Origin of the sequence: Bhargavaea massiliensis, from assembly GCF_018390575.1 — a bacterium.
Lineage (GTDB): Bacteria > Bacillota > Bacilli > Bacillales_A > Planococcaceae > Bhargavaea > Bhargavaea massiliensis.
This window is the reverse complement of record NZ_JAHBCJ010000001.1, coordinates 20,802-43,830: the sequence shown is the minus strand read 5'-3', so window position 1 is coordinate 43,830 and position 23,029 is coordinate 20,802. Positions and strand designations below refer to the sequence as shown.

Genomic DNA, 23,029 nt, shown 5'->3' with positions numbered 1-23,029 from the left:
GCGGGTCTTCTTTATGCGAGTGAACTGAAAGTCATCCCGAGTGCCGCGAAAAACAAAACGAGTGCCTCGAAACGCCACCCGAGCGCATTTATTCACAAAAAAGCCCCCACGCCAATGGCATGCGGGTCCTTAAACTCATTTGAAAAGAAAGTTCTCCGTGTAGTATGGCTGGTCTTCTTCGTTGAAGGCGACACCCACGCCGAGCATGCGGAAGTCTTCGTTCAGGATGTTTTTTCGGTGGCCGAGCGAGTTCATGAGGCCTTCGTGGGCGAAGATGCTGCTCGGCTGGCCGTAGGCGAGGTTCTCGCCGGCACCCCGGAACTGGATGCCGTCTTCGGCCATGCGATCGAACGGCGATTGGCCTTGCTGGTTTTCATGGGCGAAGTAGTCATTCACCGCCATGTCCTCGCTGTGCTTGACCGCCGTGGCGGCGGTGCGCCCGTCCCAGTCAAGGACGCCGTAGCCGTGCGCCACGCGCGCGGCGTTCGTCAGGTCGAACAACTGGCGCTCGAATCCTTCCTTCAGTTCGGGATCCGCGGCACCGTAAAGCGCGCCGTGATCCTGCTCAAGCTCTTTTTCGATGATCTGGACGGCGGTGACGGTATCGTTCCGGTGGAGATCATAAAAGATGGTGACATAACTGTTGTCGATCTCGAACACATCATACTCGCCATTGCTCTGGATGAGGAATGCACTACGCCCTTTGACGATGCGGTCGAGCGGGCGGCCGTATTCCGCCCGGACGGAAGCTTTCTGGGAGCCGTAGGCGATATCGCTCGTGGAAGAGATAATGTCCTGGTTGGTATACAACCCGTTTACGCGGCCTTCCCCGTCGAACGACACCATGGCGAAGTTGTGGTAGCCGTCATGGTAGGCGTGCCATTCGGTGCCGTATTCGTTCATCGTGGAGCGGGCGGGTTCACCGAGTTCTTCCTGGACAAGCTCACGGGTGTCCCCGATCCCGATATTGTGCACGGTGATTGGGACGGACTCCGGCCGCTCGAGCTCCGGCTTTTCGGCCTCCGCGCCGGAAGACTGCCGGGCGCGCTCGTCCTTAACGGATTGCTCCAACTTCGCATACAGCGAATTGGCGCCTTCATTCAGCTTGCCAAGGGCCGAATCGACCGCGGGCTGCCCGCCGATGTTTGCAATCAGCTCGTCTGCCCGGTCGAGAAATGACAGATCAACGACACGGGACAGCGGTTCTTCCCAGAGAGGGCGGGCGAAAAAGACCAGGACGGCAAAAAGGATCAGTCCGAACAACCGTCTCACCATGCACAATCACCTCCTTTATCTTTCCATTTTACCACCTGGACACCTTGTTCATGCATAAAGACACATTTAATCAGTCAGCCGGGCTCCAAAAACAACCTTCTATAAATAAGGACAGAAACAATAAAGAGGATGTTCCTTTCAATAGAAAACAAAAAGACCCGGTTGGGGTCTTGGCAAAAGGAAGGACAGTCAAAGCCGTCCGGAATATTCTTCTGTAAGGAAACCGCGCACTTGGTCCAGCGGGATATCCGCACGGACGACGCCTGCCGCTCCTACCGCGACTTCATACTCATCGAAATAAATGGAGAGCCGGTCATTGCGGATCGCCCATTTCCAGGAGGTCGGGTCGTTCAGCGCGATTGCAAGCAAGTCGTTGAAGAGTTTGTCTTTCAGCGGCTTCTGCTCCTGCAGGTGCTCTTTCACCATCTTCTGAAGAATCCGGCCATCATGTTCGAGATCGAACAGGTCCGCCAGTTCAACGATTCGGCCCTCGGAGGGATCGATGTTGAACGTCTTGATTTTCATCGTGCCGTTTTCTCCTCCGGTGTACTGATACGACGTGTAGAGCAGGCTGTAGAGACTGCCGTTATGGGGCAGCTTTTCCGCCGTCAGCCTGAGATGCGCGCGCTCGCCGTCTTCGAGTTGTGTTTTATATTCGTCGACGCTGCCTTCAAAAAGATCTTTCTGCTCGTCGATCCACTTGGTGATCGGCTTCTCCACTTCCTGATGATCTGCCGTCACCGTATTAATGTCCATCGTATACCATTTTGTCTGTTCAGTAACCGTCTGAAGCTGAAGGCCGGGAGTTTCCGTTAGTTCCTTCGTTACGGCCGCGTCCGCGATTGCCGAATCTTCGCCGATCGCATCCGGCTCACCGGATTGCGAAAAGGCGATTCCGAGCAAGGCGGTAAGAGCCAGCACGGCCAAAAGGGTCCATGCTGGCCAGCCGGGCCGCTTCATTCGCGTTTTCATAAATGTAAATCAGCCCTTCTATTTTTTGGCCGCCTGTTTTTTATATGTTCTGGCGACCCCCCTAATAACTCGTACAGTATACCACTGATTTGTGCATGAAGGGAGGGAAAATGACAAAAGTATGCATCGATACGGGTTTTGTGAAAATAATGCAAAGGGAAATGCGGTTCTTGTCAACCTCCGGACCGGACAATTATTGGCGCCCGGAACACTTTTCCCGAAATAAAAAAGGCTTTCCTTTAACGGGAAAGCCCTTCATGACCATTTTAAGGTTTCAGGACAACTTTTGTGCATTCATCCCCATGTTCATAGAACGTCTTATACGCAATAGGCGCTTCGTCGAGCGGGACGATGTGGGAGATGATTTCGGTCGGGTCGAATTGTTTTTCCGTGATCATCTTGAACAGCTCCGGCATGAGGTGGGGCACAGGTGCCTGGCCGGTCTTGATCGTAATGTTGCGCTCAAAGAATCGCCCGAGCGGGAAGGCGTTGTACCACAGGCCGTAGACGCCGGTCAGCTGGACGGTGCCGAAGCGCCGTACGGCTCGATGGGCGGTGCGGAGCGCGGTGAGGGAGCCGCCGTGAAGTTTCATTTTATGCTGCACCTTTTCCGGAACGGTCTTTTCTCCGTCCATCCCGACGCAGTCGATGACGACATCGGCGCCGCCGGATGTGAGTTCCTTAAGATAGTTGCCGGTCTCTTCCGGTTCACGGTAGGTGACCGTCTCGACTTTATTCATTTCCCTTGCCTTGGCCAGGCGGTAAGGGACATGGTCAACCGCAATCACTCGTTTGGCACCCATCATCCAGGCGAACTTCTGGGTCATGAGGCCGATCGGTCCGCTTCCCAGGACAATGACCGTGTCGCCCTTTTTTACGCCGGAATGGAGCACGCTCCAATAGGCGGTCGGAAGTACATCAGACATGAAGAGGACCGCTTCATCCGGCACTTCCGCCGATTCCGGGATGACGAACGGCAGAAAGTTGCCGAACGGAACGCGCATGTACTCGGCCTGCCCGCCAGGATGGTTGCCGAACATCTCGGTATAGCCGAAGTAGCCGCCGAAGTCTGTGCCCGGCGTCGGGTTGCTGTCGGGGTGTTCGCACTGGCTTTCTAAATCATGCGTGCAGTACCAGCATTCGCCGCAGGCAACGTTGAACGGGATGACGACCCGGTCGCCCTTTTTGACTTTCGTAACGGCGGGGCCGACTTCCTCGACGATGCCCATCGGCTCATGGCCGATGACGAATCCGGGACGGGTCATCATCGAGCCTGCATAGATGTGCAGATCCGATCCGCAGATGGCGGTGGAGGTAACCCGGATGATGATGTCATCCTCTTTTTCGATTTTTGGGGCTTCCACATTTTTGACCTGGATGTCTTTTGTGCCTTGGAATGTCACTGCTCTCATTCGTCAAACTCCTCCTTTGGGGATGTCTCCCTTATAGTTTCCGCTTTCCGGTCCGGGTAAACGCCGGGGGTGCGAAGGAGCGGGCGGACAGGTATACTTGGAACATGAAAACCCGCAAATTGCGGGCTGAGGAGGAAAACGCATGATTTTCGGAATGGACAGTGTCCCGATGTGGTTTTACGTTCTCGCAATCTGCGTGGTGATCCTGTTCATCCTCTTCGCCGAGTGGTGGACGAGGTGACCGGTGTGAAAGTCCGGGCTCCAAAACTGATGAGGGAATTGCCCGAAACTACCTGGGAAGACGCATTCGATGAAGAAGATTCGTCCATCCGCACATCCTGCGTGGAGGGCGGACAGGCAAGTGCCGGCGGCCGGGTCATCTTCGACGGTGTCTTGTTCAGGAAAACCGATTTCCGCGGATTCAGAGCGCCCGCCTCAGAACTGATGGATGTTGTGTTCGATGGCTGCGACTTGTCGAACGCGGACTTTTCCCGGTCTTCGCTTCACCGCTGTGAATTCCGGGGATCGAAACTCACCGGTGCCGTCTTCAGTGAGTCGATGCTCCGCGATGTGCGCTTCACGGATTGTGCAGGTCGCTACTCGAGCTTTAACTTCTCGAAGCTGCTTAGTGTCGCATTCGATGGCTGCGAGCTCGAGTCGGCCGATTTCGTCGACTGTTCGATGAAGGCCGTGGCACTCGGCAAAAACCGGCTCGACGACATCAGCTTTCTTGATACGGATCTTAACGGCATCGATCTGACAAAAGCGGAATTCAGCCGGATCACCGTGACACCGGGAAAACTTGCGGGGTGTAAGGTGACGCGCGAACAGGCAATCGGCTTTGCCCGCACGTTCGGAATCGTCGTGGAAGAAGAGTAGGCAACTAGCGAAGTCCCTGCGGGTGAAACGGACACCCGGGGGAATGCTGGATAGAACAGAAAGAGATAAGGAAGGTGTTTAGCATGCTCAGTTTTCAAGAAAAAGAGGCCATCATCGCGAAATTCCCGGAATTGACCCGGAAGGAAGTATCGATGGGGCGAGTAAATTACCATTTCGATGAATCGCTCCATGAGAAGAAAATCGTCGTGCGCCACCTGCACGAAAACGGCAACGGCTTTGTCTACGTCGGCCAGTTGCCACAATTCGAAGCGGACAAAAAAGGGTTTATCAACATCCGTGACTTCTCGGCGGACGAGCTGGAAGAAGTGATCGCGGGATCGATCCGCTACCTCTCAACCGACCCTGCGGGAGAACCGGTCAATGAAGCATGGGTGAACCGTGAAGGCACCGAACTCCATCTGAAAGAGGAGAACGGCTACTTCAACCTGTACTACGGAGAGAACCTCGAAGAAGGGTTCGACTCCGCGAAGGAAGCCCGCTTGTACCTGAAGGAAGACGGCTTCCGCCTGAAATCGGGAGGCGCCGAGTAATGGACGGCAAGAAGTTTATCTTCGTCTTCCTTACGATTTTCATCCTCGTCGTGGTCGGCGTGTTGCTCAGTTTCTGGGTGTTCTACCAGGTGGACCAGTGAGCGGCGGACACTGTCCGTTCTGCGCCCTTTCCCTGATGGAAGGGAAGGAAATTGTACTGGAAAACAACCTATGCCGCTTCCTCATGATGCCGCAGGAAGTGCTGAAAGGCTCCGGGGTGATCGTACCCATTGAGCACCGTGAGACGGTATTCGAGCTTACGCCCGAGGAATGGCGGTCAACACAAGACCTGCTAACAGAGGCGAAGGCGATGATTGACCGGGAATTCTCGCCGGAAGGGTACAACATCGGCTGGAATGCCGGCGAGACCGGGGGCCAGCACATCCCGCACGCCCACCTTCATGTCATTCCGAGATTTGCTGATGAACCCTACGCCGGAAAAGGAATCCGGCACTGGCTGAAAAGCCGGGACAACAAGAGACCAGGACCATGAGAGCCTTTCATCATAATGGGCGCTTCCGTATCCCCGGAAGCGTCTTTTTAAGAGAGAAATACTGGGGGGAGAACGATGGACAACACCTCGAGGAAAACAGGATTTTTCCTTGTCATCACGGGAGCGACACTGTGGGGCATCGGCGGTACCGTCGCCCAAAAGCTGTTCCAGCAGTACGGAATCGACGTCAACTGGCTCGTCACGACCAGGCTTCTCATTGCCGGGCTGCTTCTATTAGCCATCCAGTTTCTGATGAAGGACCGGTCCCAGATTTTTGGCGTCTGGAAAGAAAAGCGGACAGGGGTCCAACTGATCGTGTTCGGGCTTCTTGGCATGCTGGCGGTCCAGTATACCTACATGGCCTCCATCAGACACGGCAATGCCGCGGTGGCGACATTGCTCCAGTACTTGGCGCCGGTCATGATCATCTTTTACTTGGTCCTCCGCAGGCAGGCTGTATTCCGCCGGGTAGATCTGGCAACAGTCATTCTCGCGCTGGGCGGCTGTTTTCTCCTGCTGACGAACGGCTCGCTTTCCGGCCTGTCCGTTCCGGCGCCCGCCGTCATCTGGGGTGTGCTGTCAGGAGTGTCTTTGGCCTTTTACACGCTGTACGCCATTCCGCTTCTCGCCAGGTTTGATTCACTGGTCATTGTCGGCTGGGCGATGATCATCGGTGGATTTGCGCTGAGTTTCGTTCATCCCCCGTGGAAGATCGACTTGTCGGGCCTGGACGCGGAGGCGATCGGCTACATTGCGTTTGTCATCATCTTCGGCACGATGATCGCCTTCTGGTTTTATATTGAAAGCCTTCAGAGCCTGGCGCCGAAGGAAACGAGTTTGCTTGGCAGCCTGGAGCCGCTGGCGGCAGTCCTGACGACTGTATTCTGGCTGGGCGTACCGTTCGGTTTTTATCAGTGGCTGGGCACGTCCTGCATCATCGCCATGATTCTGATGCTGGCTCTCTTGAAAAAACAAGATTCTATAAATAGTGAGTGAGACAGTTGCGCCCGAAGGGGGGGCAACTGTCTTTTTTTAATAAATGGTGAAACAATGTTGAAGCATTCGTAATGCCTGTGTCATAAAATAGGATTTTCCTGTATCCTTTAGAGAGACTTAGCATTACCTGAAAGGAAGTTTCTTGTGATTAAACGATTAAAGTTTCCGGCATGGGTCGTCATCGGTACGGCGATGATCTTGATTGTAGCCGGGGTGATCCAGCTTTCTGGTTCGGCGGATCTCCGCAAGTCGGCAGAAACCGTAACAACTATTAGTAAGTATCCGGGACTTGACCTCCATACGCTGACCAAGGAAACGGATCACTATACATATTCCATCAGCCAGCCTGAAACGGAGCATCAGGTCATCAATGAGTCGATCGACCGGTGGATCAACAGGGAAACAGAAGCGTTTCTCAAGGAAGTCGGGAAATACAAAGAGGACCCGGACGACTCCATGAGGGGACATCTCAACATTCAAGTTGAAACAAACCGGATGTCGGAACACTTCTATAGCCTGGTGTTCCGCTCTTATTCGATCACCGGGGGTGCCAACGGCCAGAACAAGGTGAACGTTTTTAACCTGGACATGTCGAACGGTCGGCTCCTCGAACTGGGCGACGTTCTGGAGCTGGACGGGGAGAGCATTGAGCAGATAAAGGAAATCATCTGGGAAGGGCTTCAAAGCAATCATGAATGGCAGCTTTATGTGGACCAAACCCTTTTCAATGAAGTAATGGGCAATCCGGACAACTGGAAATGGTCAATCGACAATGAGCATTTCACCTTGTACTGGGACGAATATGAAATCGCGGCGGGCGCCGCCGGGGAAGTGGAGCTGGACGTCCCGGTCGAGAAAATCGCAGTTTTTCTGAAAAAGAGCATCCAATCGTATTTGGCGATGCCCGAAGAGAAGGTCCGGGAACTGGACGCGATCCGGGAGCGCGAACAGCTGAAGCTTGACCCGGACGGAAAGTACATTGCACTGACATTCGATGATGGACCAAGCGCCACCGTCACGCCGAAAATCTTGCGGGCACTCAAGGAGCACAACGCCAAAGCGACCTTTTTCATGCTGGGAAGCCAGGCGGAGTACTACCCGGGACTTGTCAGAGAAGTGGCGGGGGCCGGTCATGAGATCGGCAACCATTCCGGAAGCCATCCGGATCTGTCCAAGGCAGACGCTGCAAAAATCCTTGACGAAATTGCGGGCACGACCAAGCGGATCAAAGACGCGGCAGGAGTGGACGTCAACCATTTCAGGCCTCCGTACGGCGCGTACAACGAGGGCGTCATTGACTACATGAACGAGACCGGGCAGTCAATCATCCTCTGGTCGGTAGATTCGCTGGACTGGAAACACCGGGATCCCGACACCATCCGGCAGACGATTCTCCAGCAGGCATCACCCGGGGCAATTGTTCTGATGCATGATATCCACCCGACGACCGCCGATTCACTGCCGGGCCTCCTTAGCGCTCTTGAACAGGAGGGGTATGAGTTCGTGACGGTCTCCCAGCTGCTGGAATGGAAAGGACAGGCCGGAGTCGGGCCGTACTTCGGCAGCAGGTGAGCTTCAGGAAAATACCAAATGCGGCTGTTCCAATGGGAGACAGCCGCATTTTCATACCATGATTTATTATTAAAACGGTTTAGCGCGAATGGAGGGAGTACTTGAAAACACGGTGGATACTGATAGGCGTATTACACCCGTTGCCTCAATAGTGATCACCAAAACAAAAAGGCGGCCGCCCACTTGGAGCAGCCGCTTTTTCCATTCCTCTATTGTTTTTTAATGCTAATTCCCGCCCTTGTACGGCCCTTTACGGAACGGCATCCACCAGTTCCATTTGCCGAACAGCTTCATGAGGCTCGGGACGAGGAGGAGGCGGATGATCGTTGCGTCGATGGCGACGGCGATCGCGATGCCGACGCCGATCTGCTTGACAGGCATGACTTCCGTGAACGCGAATGCGCCGGTGAGCACGATCATGATCAGTGCCGCGGACGTGATGATCTTGCTTGTCGCGGCAAGCCCTTCGACGGTCGCGCGGTCGTTGTCGTAGTCCTTCGTGTATTCCTCCTGGATGCGCGAGATAAGGAATACTTCGTAGTCCATGCTCAGTCCGAAGACGAGGCTGAAGACGAGCACCGGGATGATCAGGGCGATCGTGCCGGCTTCCAGGCCGAAGTGGCCGTACTGGAAGATATAGACGAGCGCGCCGAATGCCGCGGACAGGCCGATGACGTTCATGATGATCGCCTTCAGCGGAATCAGGACGGAGCGGAACGCAATCATCAGGATGATGTACGTCGATACGATGATGATCACGAGCACATAGGCGATCTTGTCCCAGATCTCATCGAAGATCTCCTGGTTGAATTTCGGATAACCGCCGATAGACAGATTCCATTCGGTCTCCTTTTCCGCCCAGTCGCGCGCCCAATCCTGGGCTTCTGCCGACGCGCCTTCCGGCTTCAGCGTGACCGGGACGAGAAGCGAGTCTCCTTCGATGAAGGAATCGAGGAGCGGCTCGACAGCTGCGGCCGTTTCCGGCATCTGGGTGGCCTGCAGCCATGTGTCGGCATCTTCGATTTCTCCTTCGGTGAAGATGGTGGAAACTTCATCGATGCGGCTGTCATCGAGGAGGGCATCCTGCAGCTTCTCGATTTCTCGGATGCCGTCTTCGTCTTCCCAGCCGCCCTCGCGCTCTGCGATCAGGTAGGCCGTGGAATTGGACAGGCCAAACTCATCCTCGATTTTTTCAAATGCTTGGCGCGTGTCATTGGAAGCCGGGAGTGAGTCCATCTCCGGAATGGTCAACTCCATGTCTTTCACCGGAATCATGCAGACGCCCAAGATGATAAGGGCGCCGATCGTGACGAGTACCGGTCGCCTGATGACGCGTTCCGCAAACTTGCGCCAGCCGCTCGCACCTTCCTCTTTCACCTTGAGGATCGTCCACTTGTTCAGCCGGTCGCCGAGAACAAGCAGAACGGCCGGAAGCAGGGTGAGTGACGACAGGACGGCCAGCGAGACGACCGCCATGCCGCCGACACCGATGTTCTTGAACAGGTCGATCTGGATGATGAACAGGGCGCCGAGCCCGATGAACACACAAAACGCGGAAAACAGGACGGATCGTCCCGCGGTGAGGATCGTTGTCCGGACTGCTCCCTCGACCGACTGCTTTTTCCGCTCCTCGCGGTAACGGTTGATGAACAGGAGCGAGAAGTCGATGCTGAGAGCGAGGCCCAGCATCGGCACGATATTCAGCATGAAGATCGACAGGTCCATCGATTGTCCGATCAGTGTCATCGTGCCGAATGTCGTGATGATCGTGGCGATCCCGACAAAGAACGGAACAAGTGCCGCGACGACCGAACCGAATGCGAGAAGCAAGACGACAAGCGCGATTGGCAGTCCGATCGCTTCCGCTTTGACCAGGTCGCGCTGGCTCGCTTTATTGATGTCTTCGCTGATTGCGGTGCCGCCGGTGAGGACGGCTCCATCATGGTCGGCGGTTTCCTGGATGGCCGACACCGCTGCGCTCATGTCCGTGTCTTCTTCAAAGTGAAGGAGGGCATAGGAGAGGTTCTCGGTGTAGAGGGAGTCGTCGTCCAATGGAGATATAATTTCTTCTGCGAGCCCCAGATCCTCCACATCCGAGACAGCAGTCCCGATTTCCTCATCGCTCATGTCCTCGAAGACGAGGAACATCGTCTCCGCCGGCAGGCCGAACTCCTCGGTCAGCCGGTCGGCCACTTGTTCGTATTCGCCGTCCATCCGGAAACCGTCCCCTTCGAGGACCCCCGGCAGCTTGATGGCCTGGAACGCCATGAAGGCGGCAATCACGATCCAGAGCGCAATGATCCACTTCGGGAACCGGATGACGAGATTCGCTAACGTGCGCAAAAGGCTTCTTCCTTTCAGGTCAATCATAGAATGTTTTTCTCCAATAGTTTACATGAGAGGAAGAGGATTTGTCGTGCGGGAAGAGCGGGGGGTTAGAAAGCGGATGAAGGTATATCGTAACCGTGGCAGTCGGGGTTCTGATCTTTCATGAGGTGTTATTGATCTTTCGTAGCGTGTAGTTGATCTTTCGTGCGGTGATGGTGATCTTTCGTAGGTTTCTCCGTTCCTGCAACAAAAAAACGCACCCCGTTTCCGGGATGCGTCTGCGAATCATGATTATTGTGGGGTGCCGGCCAGGATGCGCTCTTCCACCTGATTGGCCACATCTTCGACCGAGATGCCGAGGGCCATCGAAAGCTCCCTGAACAAAATCGATTGGACATGGTTCAGGAGTTTGCGGTCCTGGTCATAGATTTTCTGATCAGTGTTGAGTTTTTTGTCCATGAGTGCGCCGGTGACTTCTGCAATCTTCTGGCGTTCGCCCGACTGTACAAGGCTCTGGTAAGCGCGCGCCCGCTGTTTCGGGTTTTCCACCCATTCAATGCCCGGGCTACCGAACACGTCCATCAGTTCCTCGGCTTCCTTGCGGTTCATTGTCCGCATGAGCCGTTTTTTCTTGCCGTCCACCGGCGTGCTGATCTTCAGCGTCTGTTCTCCAATCGGATGGAGTACATAGTAAAGCCGGGTCTCGCCAAACAGATCCTTCTTGCAAATGTCATCGATTTTGCACAGTCCGTGCTCGGAATAGATGACGACATCACCGATCTCAAACATCCGCATGGCCTCCTCATGGCATATTGTCAACTAAGTTTACATTCATTGTACCCTTATCTAGCTGTATTGTCAAATCGGTTGACAATCAGACCGATGCTTGTCATGATAATCCCGTTAAGAAACGGATATAGAGAGGAAGGGTCAGGATGCAGGAAATGAGCGGCCTGGACTTGATTGATTTGCTTGGAGAGCGCCATTTCGGGCTTCGGCGGATTGCAGAGGAACTGTGGAATGAGCGCGGAGACATGGCAATTTCCAACTCGGAATGGTTTGTCATGGCAAGGATCGGCGGCGGGGAGCCAACAATTGCTGAAGTGAGCCGGCAGGTCGACATCACCCGCCAGGCGACCCACAAGCTGATCCGCAAAATGTTGGAAAAGGGGCTTGTCGCAGTGTCTGACGATGAGCGGAATAGAAAAGTAAAGCGCGTCCGCCTGACGGAACTCGGGCATGAGTGCTATGAGAATAATGAAAAGCTGAAAGCGGAACTGGAGACCCGGATCGCCGAGGCGATTGGAACCGACAAGGTTGCGGCGCTCAAGGAGATTCTGGCTATGGATTGGGGACTGAAAAACAGGGAATTGTAAAGGGGAGAGTCAAAGAAAGCAGGAGGGAATCCAGGTGAAGAATCTGTCGACAGCCGAAAAGATTCTTTTCGGGATTGCTTTGGTGATTTTTGTGGCTTCAATTTTTAACCGAGGTCTGTTCCGCTTTATGTTCCTTGCGTTTGCGCTTGCCTTCGTCTACCGGGTCATCCGGCCGAAGGAAGGGGAAAAGCGGGGATGGAACCTGCTGATCGTGGCGTTGCTGCTGATGGGGTTCCTGCTCGCCAATCCGTGGTAAACCAAAAAAACGCCGTCTCCCGGAGGAGACGGCGTTTTAGTTGTCGTTAAATGGATTACATTTTTACGACGTTCGCAGCTTGAAGACCACGTGGGCCTTCTTCGATTTCAAATTCTACTTCTTGACCTTCATCAAGGGACTTGAACCCGTCTTGCTGGATAGCGGAGAAGTGTACGAATACATCGTCGCCATCTTCGCGCTCGATGAAACCGAAGCCCTTTTCTGCGTTAAACCATTTTACTTTACCTTGTTCCATGTTTGTTTCCTCCTTGCATGCCATTTGGCACACGTGTGTTACTATCCTTGCTCAAGTCTTGATGTGTCAGGATGAAGCGAATTCCACCCGAACGTCATTGCCGAACAAAAATAATTCTTCTACATCATAACAGCCTATCCAGATCATTGCAAGTGAAATGCCGAAGAGTTTTGAGAAGACAGACCTCTGTCTTCTCGTATCAGCTTTTGTGAAATTTTTGAAACCATTCAAATCCTTGTTTCGTATAGAAGGTAAGCAAACAGAGGGGGTGGAGAAAATGGTCGTGTTCGGGCTGCCGGTGGAGCAGCTGTATCTGATTGTTCTGATCGTTGCCGGGCTTGCAACAGTGCTGTACCTGTTTTTCGGGGATGTTGCGGACGGTGCGGGAGAAGCATTGCCTTTCCTTAATCCGGCGGTGATCCTGGCATTCATTACATTTTTGTCGGCTTCCGGGTTCATCTTTGAGAACGTGACGGGGTTGGGAAGTGTCACAATCCTGGCGGTCTCGGCCGGAGTCTCGGCGGTGCTGTCGTTTCTTCTTTATTTCTTTGTTCTCCTGCCGCTCCGGTCTGCTGAGGCGTCGACCGCCTATACCGAGGAGTCGCTCCTCGGCCAGGTCGGCCGCGTAATCACGCCGGTTCCGGAAGACGGGTTCGGCGAGGTCGTCATCGAAACGGTGAACGGACTCATTTCAAAGCGGGCGGCAGGTCTGGAAAATGCCGCGATCGACTACGACAGGGAAGTGCTGATCATTGAGATCCGGGAAGGCACGCTCATCGTGAAGGAGTACGAACCGTTTCGGTTCAAAGAGCTTTCCTGAATCTTTCTCCACCACTTGTTCGCATGTTTGATTTTTATTAAAAGGGGGCTGTAAAAATGGTTTGGATTGCAATTGGGATTGTCGCATTCGTGCTTCTGGCCATTATCGGCGTTTATGTGACGCGCTACCGCACTGCAGGACCGGATGAAGCGCTGATTGTCACGGGAAGTTATCTGGGTTCGAAAAATGTGCACACGGATGAATCGGGGAACAAGATCAAGATCATCCGCGGCGGCGGAACGTTTGTCTTCCCGGTATTCCAGCAGGCGGAACCGCTCAGCTTGCTGTCGAGCAAGCTTGAGGTGACCACTCCGGAAGTGTACACCGAGCAGGGCGTGCCTGTCATGGCGGACGGCACGGCGATCATCAAGATCGGCGGCTCGATCTCCGAAATAGCAACGGCCGCCGAGCAGTTTCTCGGTAAGGCAAAGGAAGACCGTGAGAACGAAGCGAAGGAAGTGCTGGAAGGCCACCTCCGTTCGATTCTCGGATCGATGACTGTCGAGGAAATCTACAAGAACCGCGATAAATTCTCCCAGGAAGTGCAGCGCGTCGCTTCGCATGATCTCGCGAAAATGGGGCTTGTCATCGTTTCCTTTACGATTAAAGACGTCCGTGATAAAAACGGCTACCTCGACTCGCTCGGGAAGCCGCGGATCGCCCAGGTCAAACGCGATGCAGACATCGCGACGGCGGAAGCGGAAAAGGAAACGCGGATCAAGCGCGCTGAGGCCGACAAAGAAGCGAAGCAGGCGGAACTGTTCCGCGCGACCGAAATCGCCGAGTCCGAGAAGGATAATCAGCTGAAGGTCGCGGAATACCGCCGCGAGCAGGACGTAGCGAAAGCGCGCGCCGACCAGGCGTACGAACTGGAATCCGCCCGCGCCAAGCAGGAAGTCACCGAGCAGGAGATGCAGGTGCGCATCATCGAGCGTCAAAAACAGATTGAACTCGAGGAAAAGGAAATCCAGCGCCGTGAGCGCCAGTACGACTCCGAAGTCAAGAAAAAGGCGGACGCCGACCGCTACGCCGTCGAGCAGAGCGCGGCCGCGGACAAGGCGAAGCAGCTTGCCGAAGCGGACGCTGAGAAATATCGCATCGAAGCCCGCGCGAAAGCTGACGCAGAAAAGATCCGGCTGGACGGGATTGCCAAGGCCGAATCCGAGCGCGCGCAAGGTGAATCGGAAGCGGACGTTATCCGCCTGAAGGGTCTTGCCGAGGCGGAAGCCAAACGCAAGATTGCCGAAGCATTCGAACAGTACGGCCAGGCCGCGGTGCTCGATATGATCGTCCGGATGCTTCCGGAATACGCGAAAAACGTCGCGACTCCGCTCAGCAACATCGACAAGCTGACGGTCGTCGACACGGGTGGCGGGGAAGGCGGCGGCGCCAACCGCGTCGCGGGCTATGCCACCGGTCTTATGACGAGCCTTCAGGAATCACTCAAGGCAAGCTCCGGCATCGACGTGAAGGAAATGCTCGAGAACTATTCCGGCAAGCACAACCTGCGCCCGAGCCTCGACGACATCGCGTTTGAAATGAAGGAAAAGCGGGAGAAGAAAGAAGCATCTGTGCCTGAAGCAGCGGAAGAGGAATCCCCGACGGAAGACGTGGAGCAAGTGGAAGTTTGATGAAATGAATCAACCCGGATCCTGGCCTTGTAGGAGGCTTGGGATCCGGGTTCATCTTATCCCCTGATCTTCAGGATAGGGATAGCGGATAAAAGCGGGGATGGCGACCACCGCCATCAGGGAGATGAGCATGCCGATCAATGGAATGCTTGTAATGATCGCTTGGCCTTCTTGTCAGAGAACGCTCTGAATGATCGGGGGGAGCAGGATGACCACTGCAAGTGAAATGACGAAAGCGGCAGTCCGTTTCTTTTTAAGAGAGGTCATGAGCAGGATGATTCCGGTGACCATCAATGTCACAAGCGCAAGGCCGGAGGCAAAGTAACCTTGTTCAGAAGAAATCGGGACGCTGATCATGCTGGCGTCCGAGCCGGCAAAGTAACCAAGGCGAGTGAGGAGAATGTTCAGGCTGATGCCGGTCGCCAAAAGCACGACGGATACAGCTAGAAGACGGCGGTTGGAAATCATCGGCAGTCCTCCTTTTTTATCTATTTTACCCAACTGTGCTGAAGTGCGCTATTCAAAAATCAGGTTCTGAATGGCATGAAAGTGCGTATATTATATAGAAGATTTGCCTTAGATGCCCGCCAATCGAGGAGGTTTAATAGGAGCGTTTGAAAAAAGTTATTGCGGTGGTATACTGAAAACAAAGGGATCAGATGCATGAAAAAGCCACCCGGCTGCAACCGGATGGCCCAGCGAACGGTGCAACTGAGGCCTGCCCGTAATAAGGATCATCCAAAAAATGACCTCACCTATCGAGCGGCGAACTCAGCAGGGGGTCATTTTTTGTTCGTTGATTCCATAATTGCCACGCATAGTGCCGCGAAAGTGACTGCGAACATTAGCGCTTCATATATGGACAAAGGCCTCACCCCCTCTCGCGGGGAGTGGGCAGACCACCCTTTGCAAACCGTATCGCTGTCCATTTAGTTTAACATGCCACGAACCATCCGCCCCTGCTCCGGAAGAATCATTTTCGGACAGGGGCTTTTTTGATGAGTACCTTAGTCTGGCGGTCGCTTTGTTTTCCTGCGAACACCCACGCGCGCTGGATCAGGAAACCGCCAATGAACAGGCCGAAGTCGACGAGCACTTTGAGGATCGTTTCATTGATGAACCTGAACAGGAAGTGAAGAATGGTGACAAGAGCGGCGGAAGCGGCCATGTTGAAAAGAACGAGTGCCGCGTATTTCAGGAACAAATTTTCGATCCGGACTTAAAGACGAGGCGCCGGTTGACGGTGTAGTTGAACACCGCGGACATGGTCCGGGCAATGACGGTCGCAAACGTGATGTACATGACCGGCGAGTCTTCTTCAAGCCATCTCGAGAACACCCAGAACAGGCCGATGTCGATGGTAAATGAGGCGACGGCCGACAGCGTGAACCAGCTGAAGGTGCGGTACGTCTCTTTCCGGATTCTCTTCATGGCCGCACCTCCTTTTTATATGTCCCATACCCTTACGGCTGTCGGGTGAATCGGGGCGGGGATGTGTAAATTAGGGGGAACGTGTAGACTCGTAAGCCGAACGTGTAAACTCGGTGCACCAATGTGTAATCTCAAGGGCTAAATGTGCAATCTCGGGACCTGACCATGTAAACTCACGGGCGACGGCGCACTCTCTTCCAATCAATGAGACCACTCGCCTTCCCACCTTAAGAAAATCTTCACTTTCCCCCTCCGTAATCCTTCAGATTCTCCCCCTATACTGGAATCACCAACCACTTATTGGAGGAATGAACATGATAGAAGTAAAGGGGCTGTCCCATTCGTTCCGGGTCGGCAAGAAAGGAAGGGAGACGGAAGTGCCCGTCTTAAAAGAACTGTCATTAAAAGCTCAAGACGGGGAGATCGTGTCAATCGTCGGACGGAGCGGGTCCGGGAAGTCGACGCTTCTTCACATCCTGGCCGGATTCCTGCAGCCGGATGCGGGACGGGTGCTTGTGGACGGCGCGGATCTCACCTCCATGAACGAGGCGCAGCGGGCGGCATTCCGGCTCGACCGGTTTGGGTTCGTCTTTCAGAACTTCCAGCTGATGCCCGGGCTGACGGCGTTTGAGAACATCGAACTGCCATTGATACTAAAGGGCGTGCCGGCACGGGAACGGAAGCGGAAAGTGGAGGAACTGATGGAGAGCACTGGCCTGACAGCAATCCGCGGGCATTATCCGAACGAGCTGTCGGGCGGCCAGCAGCAGCGGGTCGGGATTGCCCGGGCTCTCATCACCGAGCCGCCGGTCATTTTCGCAGATGAGCCGACTGGCAGCCTCGACTCCGAGACCGAACAGGATATCCTGAACCTAATTTTGTCGCTCAACCGGAAATACGGCATCACGTTCGTTATTATCACGCATGACGACGAGGTTGCGGCCATCGCGAACCGCCAGTACCGCATGCACGACGGAGAGCTTACGGAAGGGGGCCTCCGCCATGTCGTTTAAGGACCAGGTCGCGTTTGTCCGCCAACATATCCGGCGAAACCGGCTGCGCGTGTTTATGACGGTGCTGGCCGCGACGATGGGCACGGCGTTCCTGATCGTCCTCGCATCAGTCGGATTCGGGCTGCAGAAGACGATCAAGGATGACATCCTGTCGAACCAGATGGTGACTCAGATCGAAGTGTACAGCGAAAACATGACAGACGCGAAAGCCGATGCGATGAAGGAGATCGGCCATGTCGAGGCGGTCGTCCACCGCAAGCAGCTCGCACCGGCGGCTGTTGGAGAAATAGGAGCCCATAGAGGGCATCTCAATACGTACTTCACCGACTTTAAAGACGAACAGGCCTCCGGCTTCAGGCTGGCAGAAGGGCGGTTCCCGGAAAAACCGGGCGAGGTGATCGTCGGATCCCAGTTTGCCGCGCAACTGATTGATGAAAGCGTGGAAGTGGAAGAAGGCGAAGAACCGGCTTCCTATGAAGGGAACGTCATCGGGCAAACATTCACGTTCTCATTCGAAGGCGGTAATGATGAAAGCGCACCGGCAACATGGCCATTCACCATCGTTGGAGTCAAAGAAGCGCCGGGCAAGGACTGGGCATTTGACGGGTACCTGTACCTGGATGAATCCTTTATGGAAGAAATGGGATCGGCATACGCGGCGGCTTCTGCGGGTCGGCCTGAAGAGGAAGGCATGCCGTTCACGAATAGCTCGGTGAATGTGTATGCAGATGACTTGGCCAATGTAAAGGCCATTACACAGGCGCTGAAGAATGACGGGTACGCGGTCTATTCGGTTTCTGAGGAGATCGAGCAGATCGATGTGTTCTTCCTTGCTCTGAAAGCGGGTCTTATTTTTGTCGGGACGATCGCAATCCTGATTGCCTCGATCGGCATCTTCAACACGATGACGATGGCAGTAACGGAACGGACCCGCGAGATCGGCGTCATGAAAGCGCTCGGTGCAGACCCGAAACTGATCCGGCGGCTGTTCCTGATGGAAAGTGCATGGATCGGGCTAATCGGCACGGTTATTGCGGTGGTAATCTCTTATGGCGTGAGTTTTGCGGCGAATGCGATTCTCCCGATCATTGTTGACGCCGCGCTCGGTGGGAAGACGGGGGATTCATTCGAGGTAACCTTCTCCGTCATCCCGTGGCAGCTTGTCCTGATTGCATCCGCCATCTCGTTGACCGTCGCCATGATCTCCGGCTGGCGTCCGGCGCGCAAAGCGACGAAGACGGATGTCATCGGTGCGCTGCGGCATGAGCTTTGAGTGGTTACCCCATAACTAAAAGGCATCCGCGCCGTGCCGGATGCCATTTCCTATGTAAGAGCCTGCCCGCCGTTTACGGTCGGGCGGCCTGTTTTATCCTATTCGGAACAGGCGGCCGCGATGCGTCCTCACCCGGTAATAAACGGCTGCGGTGAGGGCTCCCACTCCACCAAGCAGAAGGATGCCGAACAGGTCGACGCCCAGGTTGGCAGTGGACTCGATGTTCGGGGCATTCATCACTATATAGATCAGTGCACCGAAAAGGGCACCGTAGAAGATAAAATTGCCGAGGGACGCGCGCGGGTCGTAGTTGATCAGCATCTCTCCGAACAGGCAGCCAATGAGCGCGAACGGGATGCCAAACAGGAGAAGATAATAAAAGAAGAAATCAAGCTCGACCGTTTCTCCGTGGAAGGCAGAAAATGCGAAGGCAATCAGCAGAATTGCGCTGCTCATGGTCAGATACGAAGCGAGAAAGGCGGCAAACAACCTCATTTGGCCTCCGGCTCCGGACCTATGCCGCAAAGGCAGCTGTTTTTAGTGTCCATGTACAATACGCCTTCCGGATCTTCAATGGCGGATTTGACTATTTCCAAATGTGTCCTCCTGCAAATCAGTGATTGTTGCAAAAAGAATAACAGAACTTACAAAAAGCTTCCACCGTGCTTGGCCTGCCCGGCGTGCCTTCTATTGTGTCTTGCCCGGAAATGTAGCAAAATAGAGAAGGATTGAATTTCAGCAGACCCGAAAGGATGAGGAATGATGGAATACCGCATTGAACGCGATACGATCGGCGAGATCCAGGTGCCTGCGGACAAGCTTTGGGGCGCACAGACGCAGCGGAGCAAGCAGAACTTCAAAATCGGCTGGGAGAAAATGCCGATGGAAGTCGTCCGTGCATTCGCCCACCTGAAAAAGGCAGCAGCGATCACAAGCAACGAGCTCGGCAACCTGTCTGACGCAAAGGCGAAAGCGATTGCGGCTGCAGCCGACGAAGTGATCGAAGGCAAGCTCGACGACAACTTCCCGCTCGTTGTCTGGCAGACCGGTTCCGGCACGCAGTCGAACATGAACATGAACGAAGTGCTTGCTCACCGCGGCAACCAGCTGCTTGAAGAGTGGGGCGAGGAAGACCGTCTCCACCCGAACGATGACATCAACAAGTCCCAGTCGTCGAACGATACATATCCGACGGCGCTCCACGTTTCCGCAGTCGTTGCCGTTCTGAACGACCTTCTTCCGGCGATCGACAAGCTGAAAGAGACGCTTGAAGACAAGTCGAAGCAGTTCGACGACATCATCAAGATCGGCCGTACGCACCTGCAGGACGCAACACCGCTTACACTCGGCCAGGAAATCAGCGGCTGGGTGCGCATGCTTGAAAAAGACCGCGTCATGATTGAAACTGCAGTCGAACAAATGAAAGAACTTGCAATCGGCGGCACCGCTGTCGGTACGGGCCTGAACGCACCTGCAGGATTCGGCGACAAAGTCGCGGCACAGATCTCCAAGCAGGTGGGAATCGAGTTCACGTCCGCTGAAAACAAATTCCACGCGCTTACTAGCTATGATGAAGCTGTCTTCACACACGGCGCGATCAAAGCACTAGCGGCGGACCTCATGAAGATCGCGAACGACGTGCGCTGGCTCGCCAGTGGACCGCGTTCCGGCATCGGCGAAATCACGATCCCTGCCAACGAGCCGGGCAGCTCGATCATGCCGGGCAAGGTCAACCCGACTCAGAGCGAGGCGCTGACAATGGTCGTCGCCCAAGTCATGGGGAATGACGCGACCATCGGATTCGCGGCGAGCCAGGGCAACTTCGAACTGAACGTCTTCAAGCCGGTCATCGCCTACAACTTCCTCCAGTCTGTACGCCTGCTGACTGACGGGATCATCAGCTTCAACGACAACTGCGCGGTCGGCATCGAGCCGAACCACGAGAAGATCCAGGAGCTCCTGGACAACTCGCTTATGCTCGTGACGGCGCTGAACCCGCACATCGGCTATGAAAATGCGGCGAAAATCGCGAAGACCGCCCACGCGGAAGGCTCGACTCTGAAAGAAGCGACGATCAAGTCCGGCCTTCTGACAGAAGAGCAGTTTGATGAATACGTCGTTCCGTCGAAAATGATCGGACGATAATGGACTGATGCAGCCGGGGACTCGGGTTCCCGGCTGTTTTCTATTTTAAAGGGTCGGGAGGCCGGTTTCGTCATTCGCGGCTGCAGTCTCGTCATTCAAGCCTGCGGTTTCGTCATTCATCACCCAATCTTGCGCGAATGACGAAACTGGGGAGCTGAATGATGAAACCGGAAGGCCGAATGACGAAACCAAACCGGTGAATGACAAAACCAGATCTTCCGAAAGTACGGGAATGGGCGCTGATCAGCGTTGTCACCTTTTGCTCACAGCATCCCTCTGCAGAATCCGGTATAGTGGTACGCAAAGGAGTGATTCCATATGAAAAAACGGATCATCTATATACTTGCAGCGTTTGGGCTGGTTCTGTCTGCATGCGGAAACGATGCGGCGGGGGAGGCCGATGGCCATGAGGACGAAGCAGCACATGAAGGGCACGACCATGCGGCTCCGGCCGACCGGGAAGTAAAGGAAGGACAGACCGTTCTGCCGAATGGCGACCTGCAGGAAGTGACGGCATCCGCGGAGGAACTGCCTTCATTCCTCGATGACAAGCCGGAAGACATGCAGCTTGTCTACAAGGTGGCGGGTTCTGCGACGGAAATTCTCGAATGGATGCCATGCTATTGCGGCTGCGGGGATAGCGCCGGACATAAAAGCAACATGAACTGCTTTATCTCGGAGGTTCGTGAAGACGGGTCGGTTGTCTGGGATGACCACGGCACGCGCTGCCTCGTCTGCCTGGAAATCGCGGTGGAATCCGTGAAGATGGCACAGGACGGCAAGTCGCTCAAGGAAATCCGCGAGACGATCGATAAAACGTATAACGAAGGCTATGCAGAGCCAACCCCGACGCCGATGCCGGCGTGAGGGGGAAGCGGGGCGGATTCGCCCCGCTTTTTATATGGAGAAAAAAGAAGCCGCCGCAAATATGGGCTTTGCGGTCGCGAACCCGGCACATGCGGTCGCGAATTCCCGCTAATCCAATCACCCCCCTGATCACCCGCACCATATGCTACACTCTCCCTAAAGGGGGTCATACGATGAACAACCAACCATTTTTCGCTTCGTGGAGTGGGGGCAAGGATTCGGCTCTTGCGCTGTACCGGGCGATCCAAAACAGCGGGAGGCCGGAGCGGCTGCTGACGATGTTCGACGGTGAGGGGGACCGGTCGAAATCGCATGCGGTGAGCGAGGGGGTCATCCGCGCGCAGGCGGATGCGGTGGGCATTCCGCTGGTGATCCGGCGATCGGGATGGACAGATTATAAGGAGCAGTTCCTATCGGGATTGGATGAGATAAAGTCGGCTGGCATTGCAACAGGCGTGTTCGGTGATATCGACCTGGAGGATCACCGCAAGTGGGTGGCCGATACCTGTGAGGAGAAAGGCATCGAAGCGGTGCATCCGCTCTGGGGCATGAGCCGTACGGAAGTGGTCCGTTCCTTCCTCGACGCCGGCTTTCGGGCGACGGTCGTTGTCGGGCATGATGCGCGGTTTCCGGCCGGATGGGTCGGCCGGGCATTTGACCACGAACTGATCGGCGACATGGAAAGCCGAGGTATCGATCCGTGCGGGGAGGCGGGCGAGTTCCATACGCTCGTGACGGACGGTCCTCTCTTTAAAGAACCGCTCCGTCTCAAGCAGACCGATCTTCTGAAGCGTGACGGCTATTCCTTTGCGCGAATGGAGCTTGAGAAATGAAAGCGGCGTTCGATGCGTTCGAGCGGGAGGATTGGACGGAAGCGGAGCGCCTTTACCGCACACAGATTGCCAATCCGGAACAAGAAGAAGACGCGATGTATATGCTCGCGTTCACGTTGGCGATGAAAAATGAATTTACAGAGGCCCGCACTCTTTATAAAGAGCTCCTCCGCAGGGCGGAACGTCAGAATCACGATGAGTCCGCTGCCACCGCGATGCACCAGCTCGCAATGGTCTGCCGGATGGAAGGGGACGCGGCAGCCGCAAGAAAGTGGCTGGAGCGGGAGCGCACCCTCCGCCGCGACCGGCTTCAGGATGACCACGCCGGCCATTCAGCCAACGCCTATGAATTCGGCGAAGCGGCACTGATCGAAGGGAAGCTTGAGGAAGCGATCGGGGCTTTCCGGCTGGCACTCCGTGAGGGGAAAAAAGCCGGAGACGACATGTGCATCGCCTGCTCCTGGCGGGGAATCGGCCAGGCAAGCGTCCGGTTCGGGCATGATCCTGGCCCTGCCTACGAACAGAGCATCGGCGCCTTCCGGAGAGCCGGCGATTTCAAGGGCGAAGCAGAAGTCCGCCGCCTGCTGGAACAACAGTCCGGATAAAGGGAAAAATAAAAAAAGCACCGGATATCGGCGCTTTGCCCGGGC

25 protein-coding genes are annotated in these 23,029 nt (G+C 55.0%); 15 read left to right on the top strand and 10 right to left on the bottom strand.

The features are described from left to right. Positions 1–135: 135 nt before the first annotated feature. From KHA84_RS00210 to KHA84_RS00200, 3 genes are all read right to left on the bottom strand, one after another. On the bottom strand, positions 136–1,275 hold the full coding sequence (locus KHA84_RS00210; protein WP_213421176.1) for a CAP domain-containing protein: 1,140 nt from the start codon (positions 1,273–1,275) through the stop codon (positions 136–138). Between the two features lie 189 nt (positions 1,276–1,464). Continuing rightward, positions 1,465–2,247 (bottom strand): RsiV family protein, encoded by a 783-nt coding sequence (locus tag KHA84_RS00205; protein ID WP_213421174.1) that lies wholly within the window; start codon positions 2,245–2,247, stop codon positions 1,465–1,467. Between the two features lie 266 nt (positions 2,248–2,513). Continuing rightward, the gene (locus KHA84_RS00200; protein ID WP_213421172.1) at positions 2,514–3,659 is read right to left on the bottom strand and encodes a zinc-dependent alcohol dehydrogenase; all 1,146 of its coding nucleotides are present in this window, start codon (positions 3,657–3,659) and stop codon (positions 2,514–2,516) included. A 237-nt stretch (positions 3,660–3,896) separates the two neighbouring features. Between KHA84_RS00200 and KHA84_RS00195 the strand changes: the two genes are divergently transcribed. The 5 genes from KHA84_RS00195 (at position 3,897) to KHA84_RS00175 (ending at position 8,150) form a co-directional block, all read left to right on the top strand. Further along, a complete protein-coding gene (locus tag KHA84_RS00195; protein ID WP_213421169.1) occupies positions 3,897–4,538 on the top strand; it encodes a pentapeptide repeat-containing protein in 642 nt (213 codons plus the stop codon). Positions 4,539–4,621: 83 nt separating this feature from the next. Further along, entirely contained in the window at positions 4,622–5,089 is a 468-nt protein-coding gene (locus KHA84_RS00190) for a hypothetical protein (RefSeq protein ID WP_213421168.1), read from the top strand. Between the two features lie 97 nt (positions 5,090–5,186). Further along, complete coding sequence (locus KHA84_RS00185) at positions 5,187–5,582, top strand: HIT family protein (protein WP_336511056.1); 396 nt, start codon at positions 5,187–5,189, stop codon at positions 5,580–5,582. A 75-nt stretch (positions 5,583–5,657) separates the two neighbouring features. Beyond that, the gene (locus KHA84_RS00180; protein ID WP_213421167.1) at positions 5,658–6,578 is read left to right on the top strand and encodes a DMT family transporter; all 921 of its coding nucleotides are present in this window, start codon (positions 5,658–5,660) and stop codon (positions 6,576–6,578) included. Between the two features lie 144 nt (positions 6,579–6,722). After that, complete coding sequence (locus tag KHA84_RS00175; RefSeq protein WP_213421165.1) at positions 6,723–8,150, top strand: polysaccharide deacetylase family protein; 1,428 nt, start codon at positions 6,723–6,725, stop codon at positions 8,148–8,150. A 225-nt stretch (positions 8,151–8,375) separates the two neighbouring features. Here KHA84_RS00175 and KHA84_RS00170 read toward each other — a convergent pair whose 3' ends face one another. Together KHA84_RS00170 and KHA84_RS00165 are read right to left on the bottom strand one after the other, a co-directional pair. Then, positions 8,376–10,520, bottom strand: a complete 2,145-nt coding sequence (locus tag KHA84_RS00170) for an MMPL family transporter (RefSeq protein ID WP_213421163.1) — start codon at positions 10,518–10,520, stop codon at positions 8,376–8,378. Positions 10,521–10,769: 249 nt separating this feature from the next. After that, the gene (locus KHA84_RS00165; RefSeq protein ID WP_213421161.1) at positions 10,770–11,267 is read right to left on the bottom strand and encodes a CarD family transcriptional regulator; all 498 of its coding nucleotides are present in this window, start codon (positions 11,265–11,267) and stop codon (positions 10,770–10,772) included. Between the two features lie 146 nt (positions 11,268–11,413). On the opposite strand from KHA84_RS00165, the gene KHA84_RS00160 reads away from it, so the two are divergent. Further along, on the top strand, positions 11,414–11,854 hold the full coding sequence (locus KHA84_RS00160) for a MarR family winged helix-turn-helix transcriptional regulator (RefSeq protein WP_213421160.1): 441 nt from the start codon (positions 11,414–11,416) through the stop codon (positions 11,852–11,854). Positions 11,855–11,888: 34 nt separating this feature from the next. Continuing rightward, complete coding sequence (locus KHA84_RS00155; protein ID WP_213421158.1) at positions 11,889–12,110, top strand: hypothetical protein; 222 nt, start codon at positions 11,889–11,891, stop codon at positions 12,108–12,110. Positions 12,111–12,165: 55 nt separating this feature from the next. Here KHA84_RS00155 and KHA84_RS00150 read toward each other — a convergent pair whose 3' ends face one another. Further along, entirely contained in the window at positions 12,166–12,366 is a 201-nt protein-coding gene (locus KHA84_RS00150; RefSeq protein WP_008297547.1) for a cold-shock protein, read from the bottom strand. Positions 12,367–12,643: 277 nt separating this feature from the next. Here KHA84_RS00150 and KHA84_RS00145 point away from each other — a divergent pair, with 277 nt between their 5' ends. Both KHA84_RS00145 and KHA84_RS00140 read left to right on the top strand, forming a co-directional pair. After that, on the top strand, positions 12,644–13,186 hold the full coding sequence (locus KHA84_RS00145; RefSeq protein ID WP_213421156.1) for an NfeD family protein: 543 nt from the start codon (positions 12,644–12,646) through the stop codon (positions 13,184–13,186). Between the two features lie 56 nt (positions 13,187–13,242). Further along, positions 13,243–14,817: a flotillin family protein gene (locus KHA84_RS00140; RefSeq protein WP_213421154.1), complete on the top strand. Its 1,575-nt coding sequence runs from the start codon at positions 13,243–13,245 to the stop codon at positions 14,815–14,817. Between the two features lie 174 nt (positions 14,818–14,991). Here KHA84_RS00140 and KHA84_RS00135 read toward each other — a convergent pair whose 3' ends face one another. From KHA84_RS00135 to KHA84_RS00125, 3 genes are all read right to left on the bottom strand, one after another. Further along, a complete protein-coding gene (locus KHA84_RS00135) occupies positions 14,992–15,285 on the bottom strand; it encodes a hypothetical protein (protein ID WP_213421152.1) in 294 nt (97 codons plus the stop codon). 505 nt (positions 15,286–15,790) lie between these two features. Then, positions 15,791–16,021 (bottom strand): hypothetical protein, encoded by a 231-nt coding sequence (locus tag KHA84_RS00130; RefSeq protein ID WP_213421150.1) that lies wholly within the window; start codon positions 16,019–16,021, stop codon positions 15,791–15,793. Next, entirely contained in the window at positions 16,012–16,248 is a 237-nt protein-coding gene (locus tag KHA84_RS00125) for a GtrA family protein (RefSeq protein WP_213421149.1), read from the bottom strand. Before KHA84_RS00125 ends, KHA84_RS00130 begins: the two co-directional genes overlap by 10 nt. Positions 16,249–16,562: 314 nt before the next feature. Here KHA84_RS00125 and KHA84_RS00120 point away from each other — a divergent pair, with 314 nt between their 5' ends. Further along, positions 16,563–17,261: an ABC transporter ATP-binding protein gene (locus tag KHA84_RS00120; protein WP_213421148.1), complete on the top strand. Its 699-nt coding sequence runs from the start codon at positions 16,563–16,565 to the stop codon at positions 17,259–17,261. Then, positions 17,251–18,534: an ABC transporter permease gene (locus KHA84_RS00115; RefSeq protein WP_213421147.1), complete on the top strand. Its 1,284-nt coding sequence runs from the start codon at positions 17,251–17,253 to the stop codon at positions 18,532–18,534. The genes KHA84_RS00120 and KHA84_RS00115 overlap by 11 nt, the downstream gene beginning before the upstream one ends. A 93-nt stretch (positions 18,535–18,627) precedes the next feature. On the opposite strand, the gene KHA84_RS00110 is transcribed toward KHA84_RS00115, so the two are convergent. Beyond that, complete coding sequence (locus tag KHA84_RS00110; RefSeq protein WP_213421146.1) at positions 18,628–19,029, bottom strand: hypothetical protein; 402 nt, start codon at positions 19,027–19,029, stop codon at positions 18,628–18,630. Between the two features lie 267 nt (positions 19,030–19,296). Between KHA84_RS00110 and fumC the strand changes: the two genes are divergently transcribed. The 4 genes from fumC to KHA84_RS00090 all read left to right on the top strand — a co-directional run bounded on the left by fumC (position 19,297) and on the right by KHA84_RS00090 (position 22,984). Continuing rightward, entirely contained in the window at positions 19,297–20,679 is a 1,383-nt protein-coding gene (fumC, locus tag KHA84_RS00105; RefSeq protein WP_213421145.1) for a class II fumarate hydratase, read from the top strand. 318 nt (positions 20,680–20,997) lie between these two features. Beyond that, entirely contained in the window at positions 20,998–21,546 is a 549-nt protein-coding gene (locus KHA84_RS00100; RefSeq protein ID WP_213421143.1) for a PCYCGC motif-containing (lipo)protein, read from the top strand. Between the two features lie 173 nt (positions 21,547–21,719). Beyond that, a complete protein-coding gene (locus KHA84_RS00095) occupies positions 21,720–22,379 on the top strand; it encodes a Dph6-related ATP pyrophosphatase (RefSeq protein ID WP_213421141.1) in 660 nt (219 codons plus the stop codon). Then, positions 22,376–22,984: a tetratricopeptide repeat protein gene (locus KHA84_RS00090; protein ID WP_213421140.1), complete on the top strand. Its 609-nt coding sequence runs from the start codon at positions 22,376–22,378 to the stop codon at positions 22,982–22,984. The genes KHA84_RS00095 and KHA84_RS00090 overlap by 4 nt, the downstream gene beginning before the upstream one ends. Positions 22,985–23,029: the final 45 nt, after the last annotated feature.